The sequence below is a fragment of the Asanoa sp. WMMD1127 genome, from assembly GCF_029626225.1.
In the GTDB taxonomy this organism is placed as follows: Bacteria; Actinomycetota; Actinomycetes; order Mycobacteriales; family Micromonosporaceae; genus Asanoa.
This window is the reverse complement of record NZ_JARUBP010000001.1, coordinates 2006145-2021884: the sequence shown is the minus strand read 5'-3', so window position 1 is coordinate 2021884 and position 15740 is coordinate 2006145. Positions and strand designations below refer to the sequence as shown.

The 15740-nt window shown below is 70.5% G+C and carries 13 protein-coding genes; 5 read left to right on the top strand and 8 right to left on the bottom strand.

The window, feature by feature from the left end; all coding sequences use genetic code 11:
* Positions 1-43 precede the first annotated feature (43 nt).
* Positions 44-2710: a replicative DNA helicase gene (locus tag O7635_RS09730; protein ID WP_347405330.1), complete on the top strand. Its 2667-nt coding sequence runs from the start codon at positions 44-46 to the stop codon at positions 2708-2710.
* On the opposite strand, the gene O7635_RS09725 is transcribed toward O7635_RS09730, so the two are convergent.
* The 5 genes from O7635_RS09725 to O7635_RS09705 form a co-directional block, all read right to left on the bottom strand.
* Positions 2707-3390, bottom strand: a complete 684-nt coding sequence (locus tag O7635_RS09725) for a maleylpyruvate isomerase N-terminal domain-containing protein (protein WP_278080090.1) — start codon at positions 3388-3390, stop codon at positions 2707-2709. The genes O7635_RS09730 and O7635_RS09725 overlap by 4 nt on opposite strands.
* 76 nt (positions 3391-3466) lie before the next feature.
* Positions 3467-3868, bottom strand: a complete 402-nt coding sequence (locus O7635_RS09720; RefSeq protein WP_278080089.1) for a zf-TFIIB domain-containing protein — start codon at positions 3866-3868, stop codon at positions 3467-3469.
* Positions 3868-4527, bottom strand: a complete 660-nt coding sequence (locus O7635_RS09715) for a phosphoribosyltransferase family protein (protein ID WP_278080088.1) — start codon at positions 4525-4527, stop codon at positions 3868-3870. The genes O7635_RS09720 and O7635_RS09715 overlap by 1 nt, the downstream gene beginning before the upstream one ends.
* A gap of 4 nt (positions 4528-4531) precedes the next feature.
* A complete protein-coding gene (locus O7635_RS09710) occupies positions 4532-5788 on the bottom strand; it encodes a glycosyltransferase 87 family protein (protein WP_278080087.1) in 1257 nt (418 codons plus the stop codon).
* Positions 5785-8316, bottom strand: coding sequence for a bifunctional diguanylate cyclase/phosphodiesterase (locus O7635_RS09705; protein WP_278080086.1), 2532 nt, complete (start codon positions 8314-8316; stop codon positions 5785-5787). Before O7635_RS09705 ends, O7635_RS09710 begins: the two co-directional genes overlap by 4 nt.
* A gap of 669 nt (positions 8317-8985) precedes the next feature.
* Here O7635_RS09705 and moaC point away from each other — a divergent pair.
* The 4 genes from moaC to O7635_RS09685 are packed head-to-tail and all read left to right on the top strand — an operon-like array spanning position 8986 to position 11624.
* Positions 8986-9471, top strand: a complete 486-nt coding sequence (gene moaC, locus O7635_RS09700; RefSeq protein ID WP_278080085.1) for a cyclic pyranopterin monophosphate synthase MoaC — start codon at positions 8986-8988, stop codon at positions 9469-9471.
* Positions 9468-9953, top strand: coding sequence for a MogA/MoaB family molybdenum cofactor biosynthesis protein (locus O7635_RS09695; protein ID WP_278080084.1), 486 nt, complete (start codon positions 9468-9470; stop codon positions 9951-9953). Before moaC ends, O7635_RS09695 begins: the two co-directional genes overlap by 4 nt.
* Before the next feature lie 25 nt (positions 9954-9978).
* Positions 9979-11217 (top strand): molybdopterin molybdotransferase MoeA, encoded by a 1239-nt coding sequence (locus O7635_RS09690; RefSeq protein WP_347405270.1) that lies wholly within the window; start codon positions 9979-9981, stop codon positions 11215-11217.
* Positions 11214-11624 carry a molybdenum cofactor biosynthesis protein MoaE gene (locus tag O7635_RS09685; protein ID WP_278080083.1) on the top strand — a complete coding sequence of 137 codons (411 nt, stop codon included), beginning with the start codon at positions 11214-11216 and terminating at the stop codon, positions 11622-11624. The genes O7635_RS09690 and O7635_RS09685 overlap by 4 nt, the downstream gene beginning before the upstream one ends.
* 510 nt (positions 11625-12134) lie before the next feature.
* On the opposite strand, the gene O7635_RS09680 is transcribed toward O7635_RS09685, so the two are convergent.
* The 3 genes from O7635_RS09680 to O7635_RS09670 form a co-directional block, all read right to left on the bottom strand.
* Positions 12135-13598, bottom strand: a complete 1464-nt coding sequence (locus tag O7635_RS09680) for a glycosyltransferase 87 family protein (protein ID WP_278080082.1) — start codon at positions 13596-13598, stop codon at positions 12135-12137.
* A gap of 183 nt (positions 13599-13781) precedes the next feature.
* Positions 13782-14390: a DoxX family protein gene (locus O7635_RS09675; protein ID WP_278080081.1), complete on the bottom strand. Its 609-nt coding sequence runs from the start codon at positions 14388-14390 to the stop codon at positions 13782-13784.
* A gap of 51 nt (positions 14391-14441) precedes the next feature.
* Entirely contained in the window at positions 14442-15647 is a 1206-nt protein-coding gene (locus O7635_RS09670; protein ID WP_278080080.1) for an ATP-binding protein, read from the bottom strand.
* Positions 15648-15740: the final 93 nt, after the last annotated feature.

The window sequence follows — 15740 nt, the reverse complement described above, 5'->3', positions numbered from 1 at the left end:
TACATCCGTACGAGAGGGGGCTCCCGTGTCAGTCACCGACGACGTGCGCGGCGGGCGCCCCAACCAGGATGCCCCGCAACCCAGGCGCGACGGCGACGGCGGATTCGACAAGACGCCGCCCCAGGACGTCGCGGCCGAGCAGAGCGTGCTGGGCGGCATGCTGCTCTCCAAGGACGCGATCGCCGATGTCGTCGAGATCCTCAAGACCGGCGACTTCTACCGCCCGATCCACGCCACCGTCTTCGACGCGATCCTCGACCTCTACGGCCGCGGCGAGCCGGCCGACGCGGTGACGGTCGCGGCCTCGCTGGCCGACGCGGGCGACCTGGTGCGCATCGGCGGCGCCCCCTACCTGCAGACGCTGATGGCCAGCGTGCCTACTGCGGCCAACGCGGGCTACTACGCGCGCATCGTGGCCGAGCGGGCCGTGCTGCGCCGCCTGGTCGAGGCGGGCACCCGGATCGTCCAGCTCGGCTACGGCTCCGCGGCGGGCAGCGGCCGCGACGTCGACGACGTGGTCGACCTCGCCCAGCAGGCGATTTATGACGTCACCGAGAAGCGGGTCAGCGAAGACTTCGCGATCCTCGCCGACATGCTCCAGCCCACCCTCGACGAGATCGAAGCGGTCGGGGCACAGGGCGGCGTGATGACCGGCGTCCCGACCGGCTTCACCGACCTCGACCGGCTCCTCAACGGCCTGCACCCCGGCCAACTGGTGATCGTTGCGGGAAGGCCTGGTTTAGGGAAGAGCACGGCCTCAATGGACTTTGCCCGAAATGCCGCTATCAGGCACAACTGCGCCAGCGCTATCTTCTCGCTCGAAATGAGCAAGGTTGAGATCGTTATGCGGCTGCTCAGCGCCGAGGCGCGGGTGCCGCTGCACGTGCTCCGGTCCGGGCAGCTGTCCGACGACGACTGGACCAAGCTGGCCCGCCGCATGGGCGAGATCAGCGAGGCGCCGCTGTTCGTCGACGACACGCCCAACATGAACCTGATGGAGATCCGGGCCAAGGCGCGCCGGCTCAAGCAACGCCACGACCTCAAGATGATCGTGGTCGACTACCTCCAGCTGATGAGCTCGCCCAAGCGCACCGAGAGCCGGCAGCAAGAGGTCGCCGAACTGTCGCGTGGCCTCAAGCTGCTCGCCAAAGAGGTCGAGTGCCCGGTGATCGCGGTGAGTCAGCTCAACCGTGGCCCCGAGCAGCGCACCGACAAGCGCCCGCAACTGTCCGATTTGCGTGAGTCGGGCTGTCTGACGGCCACGACGCGGGTGATACGCGCCGACACCAACGCCGAGGTGACACTCGGCGAGCTGCTTGCCTCGGGCGCCCGTGACACACCGGTGTGGGCGCTCGACGAGCGGCTCAAATACACCCCGCGCACGATGACCCACGTCTTCCCAAGTGGTCGCAGAGAGACGTTTCGGCTGCGGCTGGCTTCGGGCAAGACGATCGACGCGACCGCCAACCATCCCTTCCTGTCGTTCGACGGCTGGCGTGCGTTGGGAGATCTTTCTGTTGGGTCACGCATCGGCGTCCCGCGACACATCCCCGCGCCGGAGACCATGGCGCCGGCGTGGGCTGACGACGAGGTCGTGTTGTTGGCGCACATGCTCGGCGACGGCTCCTTCGTCAAGCGTCAACCCATCCGCTACGCGAGCATCGACGAGCAGAACTTGCGAGCCGTGACAGACGCTGCTCGGCATTTTGGTGTCACCGCCGTCCGCGACGACTACGAGCAGGCGCGAGTCACTACCTTGCGCTTGCCCGCGCCATACCCGCTCGCCCGAGGGCGGCGTAACCCCATCGCCGCGTGGCTGGACGGCTTGGGCCTATTCGGGCTCCGCTCACACGAGAAGTTCGTGCCGGCTTCCTTGATGGGCCTGGAGAAGCGGCAGGTTCGACTTTTCCTCCGCCACCTCTGGGCGACTGACGGTTCGGTGACCATGACCCGTGGCGGACGCGGTGGCCGCGTCTACTACGCCAGCACGAGCCGTCGCCTGCTCGACGATGTGAGTCGGCTGTTGCTGCGCTTCGGCATCACAACCCGCATCAGGACTGTTTCGAGCAAGGCTGTCCGAGCGCAATACACCCTCGACGTCTCAGGCCGCGACGACCAGTTGCGATTCCTCCGCGAGATCGGGGTTCACGGCGCCCGGTCGGCGAATTGCGAGCTGTTGTTGGCCGCTCTCGAAGGCGGCGTCAGCAACACCAACGTCGACACCGTTCCGCTAGAGGTGTGGACTCGCGTACGCGCCGCTCTGATCGAGCGAGGGATGAGCCACCGCCAGTTCGCCTCGGCGATGCGCACGCAGTTCAGCGGCAGCGCGATGTGGAAGTGCGCACCGAGCAGACCACGGTTGGCCCGGGTGGCGCAAATCCTCGGTGATGCCGACCTCGAACTGCATGCGACGAACGACATATTCTGGGACGAGATCGTGGCGATCGAACCGCTCGGCATGCAGGACGTGTTCGATGCGACCGTTCTCGGCACGCACAACTTCATCGCCAACGGCATCGCGACCCACAATTCGATCGAGCAGGACGCCGACGTCGTGATCCTGTTGCACCGCGACGACTACTACGACAAGGAGTCGCCGCGGGCGGGCGAGGCCGACTTCATCGTGGCCAAGCACCGAAACGGCCCGACCGACACCGTCACCGTCGCCGCCCAGCTCCACCTGTCCCGCTTCGTCGACATGGCGATTTAAGACAAGAGCGGAAACCAGCCCGCGGCCTCGCCGAGCGCGACCCGGTCCCGCGGTGTCAGTGCCTCCCGGCCGCTCGCCTTGAGCAGGAACTCCTTCGACGACCAGCCCACCGGCCGCACGACCTCGTCGCTGAGCAAACCGTCCATCGTGGACACGGCGACGGCCAGCGCGGACGCCGGCGGTTCCGGCGCCGACGGGAGGTCGACGGTCAGGTCGAGATGATGCACCACGGCCTCGGTCACCAGCGTGGCGACGAAGTCGGGCACCGACAGCACATGCCCCTGCGTCGCCACGAACGACGTGGCGTCCGCGGCCGCGGCGGCGCGGGCGGCCGCCGGCGCGGTCGACGCCCACACCGCGACAATCGCCGACGGCCGGTCGTACGCCGAAGCCGCCCGCCTGGTCAACCACGCGTTGTGCTGGCTAGCCGCCGCATCACCACTGCCCGGGTACGCCGACCAGTAGCTCACGTGGTCCACATCGGACGGCCCGGGAGCCGGGCTGGCGAACGTCACCAGTGCCCGCCGCGCGTCCTGCAGCAGGTGGTGCACCACGTCGGCGATCACCCAGCCCCGGCATCGGGTGGGTCGCAGCAGGTCGTCGTCGGTCAGCGGCAGCACCACCGCGGTGACCGCGTCGTAGGCGGCGGCGAGGGCGGCAGCGCCGGCAGGAGCCGTCATGACTAGACGATCTCACGCGGCACGGGGGCCGGCAGCCGACAACGGCGACCGACCCCCGGCAAGCGACAGCGCGAACTCAGTCGAACAGCTCGCCCAGGAAGCCCTTCTTGTGACGCTTGTTGCGGTAGTGGCCGTGGTAGCCGTATTGCCCGCCGTGCTGACCGTAGGCCGGCTGCGGCGGGTAGTGCGCCGGCGGGGGCGGCGGCGGCACGTGGCTCGGCTGCCCGTAGCCCGGCGCGTGGCCACCCGGCGGTGGCGGGGGCGGTGGGGCGTAGCCACCGGAGTGCGCCGGTTGCCCGGGCGCGGGCGGTGCGGAGGAGTGTTGACGGTTCCAGTTGGCCTCGGCCTCGAAAAGCTTCTCGAGCTCGCCGCGGTCGAGGAAGATCCCACGGCACTCGCCGCACTGGTCGATGGTCACGCCACTGCGCTCGTAGGTACGCATCTCGCCACGACACTTCGGACAGGTCATCTGCATCACTAGACGGTACCGGGTGGACGCACGCGGGCCGAGTCCAGCGCTGCGGCCACCTCGCGGTCGGACACCTGGTGGAAGTCGTCGTAGAACTCGCTGACCGCGCCGAACGGCGCCGGCCGCAGCGGGCAGACCAGCTCGTCGACCAGCGGTTCCAGGGCACGCAGGGCCCGCACCGAGCCGACCGGCACCGCGAGCACGACCCGCGCCGCGGACAGCGCCCGGGCCACCGCGACCGCCGCCCGCGCCGACGCGCCCGTCGCCAGGCCGTCGTCGACCAGCACCGCCACCGTCCCGGCCAACGACAACGGCGGTCGCCCGCGGCGATAGATCGCCTCCCGCCGGGACAGCTCCGCCGATTCACGTGAAACCACCGCGTCGACGTCGCCCTGCTCGAGCCGGGCCGCCACGTCGTCGTTCACCACCATCACGCCCCCGGGGCCGAGCGCGCCGAACGCGACCTCCGGCGACCACGGCACGCCCAGCTTGCGGATCACCAGGGCATCGAGCGCGACGTCCAGCCGCCCCGCGACCGCGGCCGCGACGGGGATGCCGCCCCGCACCAGCCCGAGCACCAGCACGTCGGTCCGGCCGGCATAGCCGCCCAAGGCGTCCGCCAGCACCGCGCCGGCCGCTGCCCGGTCAGGGAAGGAGGAGCCGTCCACCCATTCAGGTGTACGCCGTCGCGCGCCCGTCCGCCGCTTCTTCCACGCGATCGGGGCGCTCGGTGACGCTGGCCGCGGCCGTCAGCGCCGGCGCCCAGGCCAGCAGCGCCACCGGGTACAACAGGTAGCCGAACCGCGTCGACGGCATCAGGAAGATCGCCGCCAGCAGCCCGTACCCGCTGATCAGCGCCGCCGCCGCAGCGGTCGTCGGTGGCCGGCGGACCAGCCACACCGCGATGGCCAGGCCCGCGAGCAGCAGCAGACCGAGCGCGATGACGCGCCCCGCCGGCAGGCCGGTGGCGATCAGCCGCCCGGGAAACGGCGAGGCCGCCGGGCTGGTGACCACGCCGTGCCCGAGCGGGAAGCCGATCACGTTGTCGACCAGCGCGCCCGGATCGCGCAGCAGCGGCGGCACCACCGCGAGCACCGGCAGCCCGAGCGCGCCCAGCGCGAACCGCCCCAGCCGTCGCCGGGTCAGCGCGTGGATGATGAGCACCGCGAGGATCGGCAGCGCCAGCAGCTTGAGCGCGGCGGCCAGCCCGGCGGCGACCCCGGCCCACCCCCAGCGCTCGCGGGCGCAGAGCGCGAGGGCCAGCAGGCACAGCGCCAGCACCGGCAGGTCGTCACCGCCGGTGGCGGCGGTCAGCGCGCAGACGGGCAGCACCGTGGTCAGCTGCACGGCCCGCAGCACGCGCGGGCCGCGTACCAAAGCGATCGTGAGACCCAAGGCGGCGGTGGTGGCGAGCAGGAACCAGATCCGGGCGTCGGTCCACCAGGCGTCGCCGGCCAGCGCGCGTGGCAGACCGAACAGCGACATTCCCGGCTGGTACGGCAGATAGCCCAGCAACCGCTCGTCGGCCGGCAACCGGGCGATCGTGTCGTCGGAGAGGTACGGCGTCGCGTGGTGCAGCAGCCGGCTCCCGCCGTCCTCGACGACCAGCACCTCCTCCTGCGCCCGGTCGGTGCGCCCGCCGGCCCGCTCGACCGACTGGATCAGCATCGGCACCCACGCGGTGGCGACCCAGGCGAAACCGGTGATGGCGGCGCGCAGTCGCGGGTCGCGGTTGCCGGCGAGCCACTGCGTGAGCACGGCGACGGCCGCCACGGCGTACCCGATCGCGGCCACGCCACCCCACGCTCGATGCGGCAACAGGGTCGAGGTAACCGCCGTGATCGCGGCGAAGCCGGCCGACAGCGCGTAGAGGCCGAGATCGAAGGCCAGGCCGCCGGCCGCACGGTCGAGCCGGGACCAGGTGATCATCCGCCCAAGTGTGGCAAACGCTCGCTGCGCTGTCGCGGCACCGCCCGCCGCGGACTGAGCCGGATCACCGCCCCTTCGTCGTGCAGCGCAGGCGCGAGGGTGCCAGGCCGCCCGCCCGAGCCGCGGTGCAGCGACGCGAGCAGCCGTGCGGCGGTCATCGGGCGCGCGAACAGCTGCCCCTGCCCGGCCGTGCAGCCGAGCTCCCAGAGCGCGCGCCGCTGCGGCTCGCTGTCGACGCCCTCGGCCACCACCGCGAGGTCGAGGCTGCGCCCGAGGTCGACGGTGGACCGGATCACCGCGCCGGCCTCGGGCGAGGTCTCCATGGCGGTGACGAACTGCTTGTCGATCTTCAACTCGTGTACGGGGATCCGCGACAACACCGACAACGACGAGTACCCGGTGCCGAAGTCGTCGAGCGCCAGCCGCACACCCTCGTCGCGCAGCCGGCCGAGCACCTGGTCGACCACCTCGAGCTGGCTGATCGTCAAGGTCTCGGTCAGCTCGAGGATGAGCCGATCGGGCGGCAGGTCGTGCGTACGCAGCCGGGTCGTCACCGAGCCCGGGAAGCGCGGGTCGAGCAGGCTGCGCGGTGCGACGTTGACCGCGACCGGCAGGTCGAAGCCCGCCTCCCGCCACGATGAGCAGGCCAGCAACGCCTGGTCGAGCACGGCCTCGGCGAACGCCGGCAGCAACCCACTGCGCTCGACCGTCTCCAGGAACCGCAGCGGATCGACGGTGCCGTGATCGGGGTGGTGCCAGCGGGCCAGCGCCTCGGCCGCGAGCACCTCACCGCTGGCCAGGTCGACGATCGGCTGGAAGTCGACGGTGAGCGTCCCGTCGGCGACCGCGCTGGTCAGGCCCCCGGTCATCGCGAACCGGCCGATGTCAGCGGTGTCCCGCGCGTGCGAGTAGGTGGCGATTCGCAGCCCGGACCGCTTGGCCTGGTACATGGCGACATCGGCCCGCCGCAGCAGTTCGGCGATCCCCCCGGTGCTCGGCGCCGTCGCGATCCCCCCACTGGCCTCGACGGTGATCTGCATGCCCTCGACCTCCATGGGCTCCTGCAGGGCACGGATCAGCCGCTCCGCCCGGTGGGCTGCGACCGCAGGTGCGGGCAGGCCGGTCAGCAGGACGGCGAACTCGTCGCCGCCTAGGCGGGCCACCAGGTCGTCGGTGCGGGCGGCGCCCCCGAGCCGCTGGGCGACCTGCTTGAGCACCTCGTCGCCGGCTGCGTGACCCAGAGTGTCGTTGACCTCCTTGAAATGATTGAGGTCCAGCAGAAGCAACGCCACGACGCCGTTGGCGTGCTCGTCCGAGATCAACCTCTGGCCGTGGTCGAGTAGCTGACGGCGATTGGCCAGCCCAGTCAGCGCATCGTGCGCCGCGTCGTGTGCGTGCACGACCGCGACCCGCTCGAGCTCCGCGTATGCGGACGCGTTGTGGATCGCGGTGTTCAGAGCGGATGCGAAGGTGCGCAGCTTGTAGATCTCCATCTCGTTGAGCTGCACCGGGCCGCTGAAATGCAACCGCAGCTCGCCGATGGGTTTGCTGTCTGTGCGATCCTCGAGCACCGTCGTGATCACGAAGGTGTCAGTCGGCCACTCGCCCGCACCAGGTGGATCGACCTTGCCGCCGAGGCCACGCACCAACCGTGGCGGGTCGGTGTGGAAAACCTCGACCTCCGCCCCGTCGGCGGAGAAGAGATCAGGCGTCCACTCGACCGCGACCTCCATGACGCGACGCAGGTCGACGTCGTTGAGTGCCTCCGCCGAGCTGGCGAGCCGTTGCCACGAGATGCGCTCGTCGCGCTTCCGGATCCGATTCGAGTACCAGAGATGCAGGGTCAGGATCAGCAGCGGCGCGACCAGCAAGACCTGGGCGTCGCGGTTGAGAGACAGGAGCCAGACGATGAACAGCGCCACCACCAGTCGGGCCAGGCCGAAGCCGATCCTGATGTCGAGGTAGCGACGGAACTGCTGGGAGAGCGGTGTGCGCGTGGCGAGGGCCACCACGGGGTGGACCAGCAACTCGTCGACCACGGTCACGGTAAGGAAGGCGAGCACTAGAGACAGGATGTGGAACTGCGGGTCGCCGGTGACGAAAGCGGTACCGCCGGCATACATGACGCCAGCTCCCGCGGCCGCCGACACCGCGTCCTTGCTGGCGCCGAAGGCAACTTTGAGAGGACTGACCCGCCCAAGCACCCGACCGATGACGATGCCGACCGCGGTGCACACCACAACCCACGGTGGCGGGGCGACGGTCAACCCGACGAGGGTGACGATCTCGGTCCAGGACTGGCCATATTTGTTGGCTCGGATGCGTACGTTCAGCATCGCCCGGTTGGACGCCGTCGCCGCGACGGTCAATGCACCTAATGTCAATAGAGACGGATTTTCGACCCTTTTCGTGGCGATCATATAAATCGACGCTGCGATCGCGACGGCGGCCAGAAACACCACGAGACCGACGAGCAGCCGGAGCTGCCGATCGGTCGCGTTGTGGTGGGTCTTCGGTTCGTCGGTCAATCGATCCCCATTAGAGCGACGCCTACGAGTGACGCCAGCATACCGGACCGTGACCTGTTCTTTTGGGACTTCAGCTCCACTCGTTGGCGCGCATGCCTACTCCCCAAGTCTTTGGCCGGCTTGTTCCGGCGATGGGAGAAGCGTAAGTTGCTGATCGCCATATTTGAACCGAGAAATGTCGATATGAGCAGTATTCGCCAACTAGGGACCGTTTTGTAACGATGTGTTCACTCGATGAATGCGCACCGCATTCAAGCCGGTGCGGTTTGTACGATTCGGTCGGAAGGGCTCGACAAATTCGGAAGTGAGCGGGCGGTCAGCGATTGCGTGCGCTCTGTGGGCAATGCGCCACTCGTTATTCTCCGGCCGCAGGTGCTTACGCACCAACCCCTTGTCGCGTGACTTAAGCCAACGCTCCGCATCTGCATACTCGGACGGGCATGCACCAACCGGGATTAACCACACCCACATGGCCACCACTGCGCCACTCTCTGTAGCTGAACGGACTACTCTCCATGCGCCAAACGGCTGCACGTCGAATGCATTGTTGGTGCATTAACAAACCATCATGCGGGCGGACAAAGTTTGTGCGATAATACGAGACTCATATAACTGCGACGGAAAGCGTCGGTACCGTGCGGTCCCCGCCCTGACCGATAGGCTCACAGCGTGGGCGAAGCACATCTGACGCATGTCGACGAGGGCGGAGCGGCCCGCATGGTCGACGTCTCCGCCAAGGACGTCTCGGCCCGCCGGGCCACCGCCGCCGGCCAGTTGAAAACCACCGCCGAGGTGGTCGACCTGCTGCGCCGGGACGGGCTGCCCAAGGGTGACGCGCTCGCGGTGGCGCGGATCGCCGGCATCATGGGCGCCAAGAAGACGCCCGACATCGTGCCGCTCTGCCACCCGATCGCGTTGACCGGGGTGACCGTCGAGTTCGTGCTCGGCGAGACGACCGTCGAGATCACGGCAGTCACCCGCACCGCCGACCGCACCGGCGTCGAGATGGAGGCGTTGACCGCGGTGGCCACCGCCGGCCTCGCCCTGGTCGACATGGTCAAGGCGGTCGACCCGGCCGCGTCGATCACCGACGTGCGGGTGCTCCGCAAGGAGGGCGGCAAGACCGGTCTCTGGACCAGGGAGGACGAACAGTGATTCGCGCCCGCGTCATCGTGGCCTCCAACCGGGCGGCCGCCGGCGTCTACGCCGACACCAGCGGCCCGATCCTGGTCGACGGCCTGCGGCAGATCGGCTGTGAGGTCGACGAGCCCATCGTCGTGCCCGACGGCGAGCCGGTCGCGCAGGCGCTGCGGATGTCGATCGCCGAGGGCATCGACGTGGTGGTGACCAGCGGCGGCACCGGCATCACGCCGACCGACCAGACGCCCGAGGTGACCAAGGTGTTGCTCGACTACGAGGTGCCGGGCATCGCCGAGGCCATCCGGGCGCACAGCCGGGAGCAGATCCCGGCCGCCGCACTGTCCCGCGGGGTGGCCGGAGTGGCCGGCCGGACTCTGGTGATCAACCTGCCCGGCTCCAAGGGTGGCGCCCGCGACGGTCTGGCCGTGCTCGGCCCCATCCTGGTGCACGCGGTCGACCAGCTCCGCGGCGGAGATCATCCCGCACCGAACATCTGACCCGGCGCAGGCATAGGCTCGCAGGGTGACCGCCGAAACCGTCGCGACCACCGCCCCGACCGCGTGGGACCAGGCCCGCAAGCTGATGTACGAGGCGGGCCGAGCCGCCCTCATAGCACCGACCGAGGTGCCGGTCGACGAGGCCGACGGCCTCACCCTCGCCCAGGACCTGGTCACGCTGACCACGTTGCCGGCCTTCCCCACGTCGAGTGTGGACGGTTTCGCCGTGCGCGGCCCGGCGCCGTGGACGCTGGTCGGCAAGGTGCTCGCCGGCAACTCCCCCGCGCCGTTGACCGACGACGGCACCGGGGTCGAGATCGCCACCGGTGGGATGCTGCCGCCGGGCGCCGACGCCGTGCTGCGCGTCGAGGAGTCCACCCGCACCGCCGACGGCCGGGTCACCGGGCGCCTGCGCGAAACCGTCGAATGGCGCCGGCCCGGCGAGGAGGCCGAGCTCGGCGAGGTGCTGGTCCCGGCTGGCACGCCCGTCGACCCGGGCGTGCTCGGGCTGGCGGCGTCGTGCGGCTACGACACCCTGGCGGTGCATCCCCGGCCGCGGGCCGCGGTGCGGATCTTCGGCGACGAGCTGCTCACCCAGGGTCCGCCCGGGGACGGCCGGGTCCGCGACGCGCTGGGTCCGAACGTTCCCGCCCTGCTCCGGAGGTACGGCTGCCAGGTCGCGCCCGGTGCCGTCGTCGGGCCGGTCGAGGACACGCTCGACGCGCACATCGCCGCGATCCGCTCCGCCCTCGCCGGCGCCGACCTGGTCTGCACCACCGGCGGCACGATGCACGGCCCGGTCGACCACCTGCACCCGGCGCTGGCCGCCCTCGGGGCGGAATACCTGGTCAACACCGTTGCGGTCCGGCCCGGCTTCCCGATGCTGGTGGCCCGCGTGACCGGCGACGACGGGCGGGCCCGGTTCATCGCCGGCCTGCCCGGCAACCCGCAGTCGGCCCTGGTCGCGCTCGCGTCGCTGGTAGAACCACTGCTGGCCGGCCTGCGCGGGCGGGCGCTGCCCGCGCTGGCGTCGGTCACTCTGGCCGAGCCGGTGCCGGGCCGGGGCGACTACACGCACCTGGCGCTCGTGCACGTCGACGCGGCCACCGGCACCGCCCGCCCGCTCCGGCACGTCGGCTCGGCGATGCTGCGCGGCCTCGCCCGGGCACACGGCTTCGCCGCGATCGCACCGGGTACGTCCGGCGAGGCCGGCGCGCGGGTACCGTTCGTACCGTTGCCGCTACTGCCGGGAGAACGACCGTGATCGTCAGTGTGACCTCCGAGCCGCTCGATCTCGCCGCGCACGAAGCGGCCGTGGCCGACCCGCGCGCCGGCGCGGTCGTGTCGTTCCAGGGCGTCGTCCGCGACCACGACGGCGGGCGCTCGGTCGTTTCCCTCGACTACGAGGGCCACCCGACAGCGCTCGACGTGCTCCGCGAGGTCGCCGCCGAGATCGCCAAAGATCCCGAGGTGTACGCCGTGGCGGTCTCCCACCGCGTCGGCGCCCTGAAGATCGGCGACGTCGCCCTCGTGGCCGCCGTCAGCACCGCGCACCGCGGTGCCGCCTTCGCCGCCTGCGGCCGCCTCGTCGACGAGGCCAAGGCCCGCCTGCCGATCTGGAAGCGCCAGGTCTTCACCGACGGCGCCGAAGAATGGGTCAACTGCCCCTGACCGACGCCACGCCGTCCAACCGACCACTTCGGCGACACCGCCATTGCACGCCAACGGCCGGCAAGCCGGTCCAGATCAGCGACCTGGAGCGCGCCAACCGCACTCGATCTCGCTGAGCGGCCCGCCGTCCGAAGGCCGCGGCGACCTCGCGGGACGCCTGTTCGCGGTGCGATGCACGATGCGCGGGCGCTCCCCGCCCGCGTGCCAGTCCAGCTGAGAGGAAGGGTCCGCGACCCAGCGCGGACGCGGAGAGCGACGCGAAGCGAGCGGGGCCCGGCGGGAGCGACGGTCGCGCCCACCGCGAACCCGGGACCGGATCTGGATGCTATGGATCGGGCCCGGCGGGAGCGACGGTCGCGCCCACCGCGAACCCGGGACCGGATCTAGATCCAATGGATCGGGCCCGGCGGGAGCGACGGTCGCGCCCACCGCGAACCCGGGACCGGATCCAGAGCCCATGGAATCGGGCCCGGCGGGAGCGACGTTCCCCCGACGGGCCCGGGACAAGCATCAGATCTTCTGGTGAATCGCCCGCCGGTCGATGCGGATCGCCTTCTCGGGGTAGAAGGCCGGCTCCGCGCCGGGCCGCCACGGTAGGGCGGCGACCAGCACGATCAGGGCGAGCGCGAGCGAGTTCTCCATGAGGGCGCCCCAGAGGCCGTCCTCGTAGTGCGAATATTCGGGGAGTTGGTGCTCGTAGGGCCAGATCGGCGAGACGAGGAACAGCAGGTAGACGAAGATCGCGGCGCTGGCGTGGCGGAGGCCGGTCAGGGCCGGGAACCAGATCGGTGTGCGTAGCGGCGCCAGGCCGCCCATGCCGGCGCTGGGTGTCAGGCCGCGGCGGGTGAGGCGTCGGCCGCTTTCCAGGCCCTTGCTCGCGTCGCGGCGGCGCATCGCCGCGTCGGCCAGCACCAGGATCGCCGGGATGACGAAGGTCAGGTGGTGGCTCCAGGAGATCGGGCTGATCACGTTGGCGGTCAGTCCGACCAGGACGAACGCGGTGAGCTCGTCGCCGTCGGCGTGGGCGCGGGCGGCGCGGGACAGGCCGAGCGCGAAGACCAGCAAGGCGAACGAGAGCCACAGCAGCGTCGGCGCCTCGGGTGTGTCGTATAGCCGGGCGAGCACGCCGGCAAGCGACTGGTTGGGCGTCATGTCGGCCTGGCCGACGCGTTCGGTTTCCCAGATCACCCGCAGGAAGTACGCGGCCGAGTCCTTGCCGGCGACCATGAACGTCGCCGCGCTGACGCCGATCGCGGTGGCCACCGCCGTCATCGCGGCCCGCCACTGCTTCGTGACCAGCAGGTAGATCACGAACAGGGCCGGGGTCAGCTTGATCGACGCGGCGAGGCCGATGCCGACGCCGGCCCAGGCGCCGCTGCGGACGAAGCGCGTCAGCGCGCCGCCGGTCGGCGTGAAGCCGGCGCTGGTCCGTGCGCGCCAGCGCAGCGCGACCAGGTCGGCCATGACCAGCAGGAACAGCAGCAGGTTGATCTGGCCGTAGCCGAGCGACTCGCGAACGGGCTCGATCGCGGCGGCGGCGGGGACGGCCAGGCCGACGGCGAACCAGCGGGTCCAGCCGTAGCGGCGGGCGATCGGGCCGAGCAGCGCCCACATGACGACGGCCAGCGCCAGCAGGCTGGCGACCACGTTGATCCAGGCGGCGGCCGCGAACGGCACCCGCGATATCGGCAGCATCAACAGGCCGGCGAAGGGTGGGTACGTGAACCCCAGCCCGGTGTCCGGCGCCGCGTAGGCGTAGAGATCGCGTCCGCTCGCCCACCAGACAGCCGCACCGTGGTAGATCTTCATGTCGAAGAAGTTGTACGGCCGTCCGAACGCACCGATGGCGTACCAGGCCGTGACGAACGCGCCGGCGATGAGGCCGAGGCGCACGAGGTTCCGACTGTAGATCCCACGGACAGGGCTGCTGGGTTGGACGAGGCGGTCCATCCGTCTTCCGACGGTCGCCGGCATGGCGTGGCCACCCCCGTACCCTTTGTGATGTGCCGTCCTGGTCCGTATCGAGCCTAGAGGGGCCCGTGTTACGTCACCCGCGGCGTTATCTGACCGTGTCCGATCCCACACTAGTTCGCGACATTTCGTCCGCGTTAACGCAGGGCGACCAGTTCATGCGTTTCGGGTCGTTACTGCCCGGATTCAGCTCGGTAGCTTGCGCCCGGCCGCAGCCGCCTTGTAGGCGATCTTGGCTTCGCGTCGGGCCGTCTTGGCTGCTCGGCGCAGGGACTGTCCGCTGTGCCCGATCGAGTGCAGTCCATGCTCCAGGTTGTGCCGGCCGTGCTCGAGCGCGTGCCGGCTGTGTCCCGCATAGTGGCTCGCCCGCCAGGCCAGGCCCGGACGGCCCTGGGTGTCGGTCGCCGCGAGCAACAGGCCGCCGAAGAGACCCAGGTTTTTCATGAAGTGCGTTTCCTGGTGGCGGCGCTCGATCGGGTCCTTGATCGTCCAGAAGGGATGCGCGGCCAGTGTGGTCGGCACGAGCGTGCTGGCCAGCACGACCGCCGCCGGCCGGGTCAGCCGCCCCCTGGCCAGCATCAGGCCGGCCAACACCTGTGCCGCCCCGTTGATCCGCACGAGGGAGGCCGGGTCGGTGGGGAACTTGTCGGGCGCCTTCTCGAACAGCGGACCGACCTTGTCGGCCACCTTCTGGGCCCGGGGCACGAACGCCGTCGGACGGGCGACCGAGCGGGCGCCACTGACGACGAAGATCGTGCTGAGGAACAGGCGCGCGACCGTGCGTACGGGACTCATGGTCTAGTTCTTACCCCGTCGGAGGTCGCGGTATCCCCCAAACAGTGCGACTCATGGCTGCGTACGCAGATAGCGTCCGAAGTGGGGAACGGTGAACGCGACCGTGCCTCGCTCGCCGGAGTAGATGAGACCCTTCTTGATCAGGGCATCCCGGGCCGGCGACAGGCTGGCGGGCTTGCGGCCCAGCGCCTGCGCGACGTCGGCGGTCGCGACGGCCAGGTCCATGTCGTCCCCGCGGTCCGCGGCGGACAGGGTCGCCATCGCGCGCATGTATTCGCGCTCGGCCGGCGTCGCGCGCTCGAAGCGGGACCCGAAGAACCCCACGGCGAGCTCGGCCTCGGCCTCCGGCGCGGCCACCCGGACGTCGTCGGCGGTGATCGGCGTACGCGGGGCGTGGTCCCAGGTCGCCTTCCCGTAGGCCTGGACGAAGTAGGGGTATCCGCCGGACTTCTCGTAGAGGAGGTCGAGGGCCTTGGGCTCGTATTCGACCTCCTCCCGGGCCGCCGGCGCGCCGAGCGCCTGGTCGGCCGCGATCCGGTCGAGCCGGTCGATCCGCTGGTAGCGGAAGAGTCGCTCCGAGTAGGACTTGGCCGCCGAGAGCACGGCGGGCAGGTGCGGCAGCCCGGCGCCGACCACGATCAGCGGCGCACCGAGCTGGGAAAGCTCGTGGCAGGCGGCGCACAGGGCCGAGACGTCGTCGGGCGGCACGTCCTGCATCTCGTCGATGAAGAGCGCGACGCCGGTGCCGACGTCGGTGGCCACGGCCGCCGCGTCGGTGAACAGCTCGACCAGGTCGATCTCGATGTCGCCGGAGTCGGCCCGGCCGCTCTTCGCCGGCACGTCGATGCCGGGCTGCCAGCGGTCGCGCAGCTTCGCGTTGGCCTGGTTGGCCCGCAGCGCGAAGGCCTTGAGCACGCCGAGGAACTCGTCGATCCGGTCGGGGGCGCGATGGCGGGGCGCGAGCTCCCGCACCGCCATGTGCAGGGCGGCCGCGACCGGGCGGCGCAGCGACTGGTCGGGCCGCGCCTCGATCTTGCCCGTGCCCCAGAGCCGCCCGATCGCCTGTGACCGCAGCGAGTTGAGCAGCACCGTCTTGCCGACACCGCGCAGGCCGGTCAGCACCAGGCTGCGCTCGGGGCGGCCGCGGGCGACGCGTTCGAGCACCACGTCGAAGACGTCGAGCTCGCGGTCGCGCCCGGCCAGCTCCGGCGGCCGCTGACCGGCACCGGGTGCGTAGGGGTTGCGCACCGGATCCATGTCGATGACCGTATCGGTCGATCTAGGAAAGACTCTAGAAATGCGTAGACGACGGTACGGCGTGTCGTGGTCTGGCGGCTTCTAGCGCTCTCT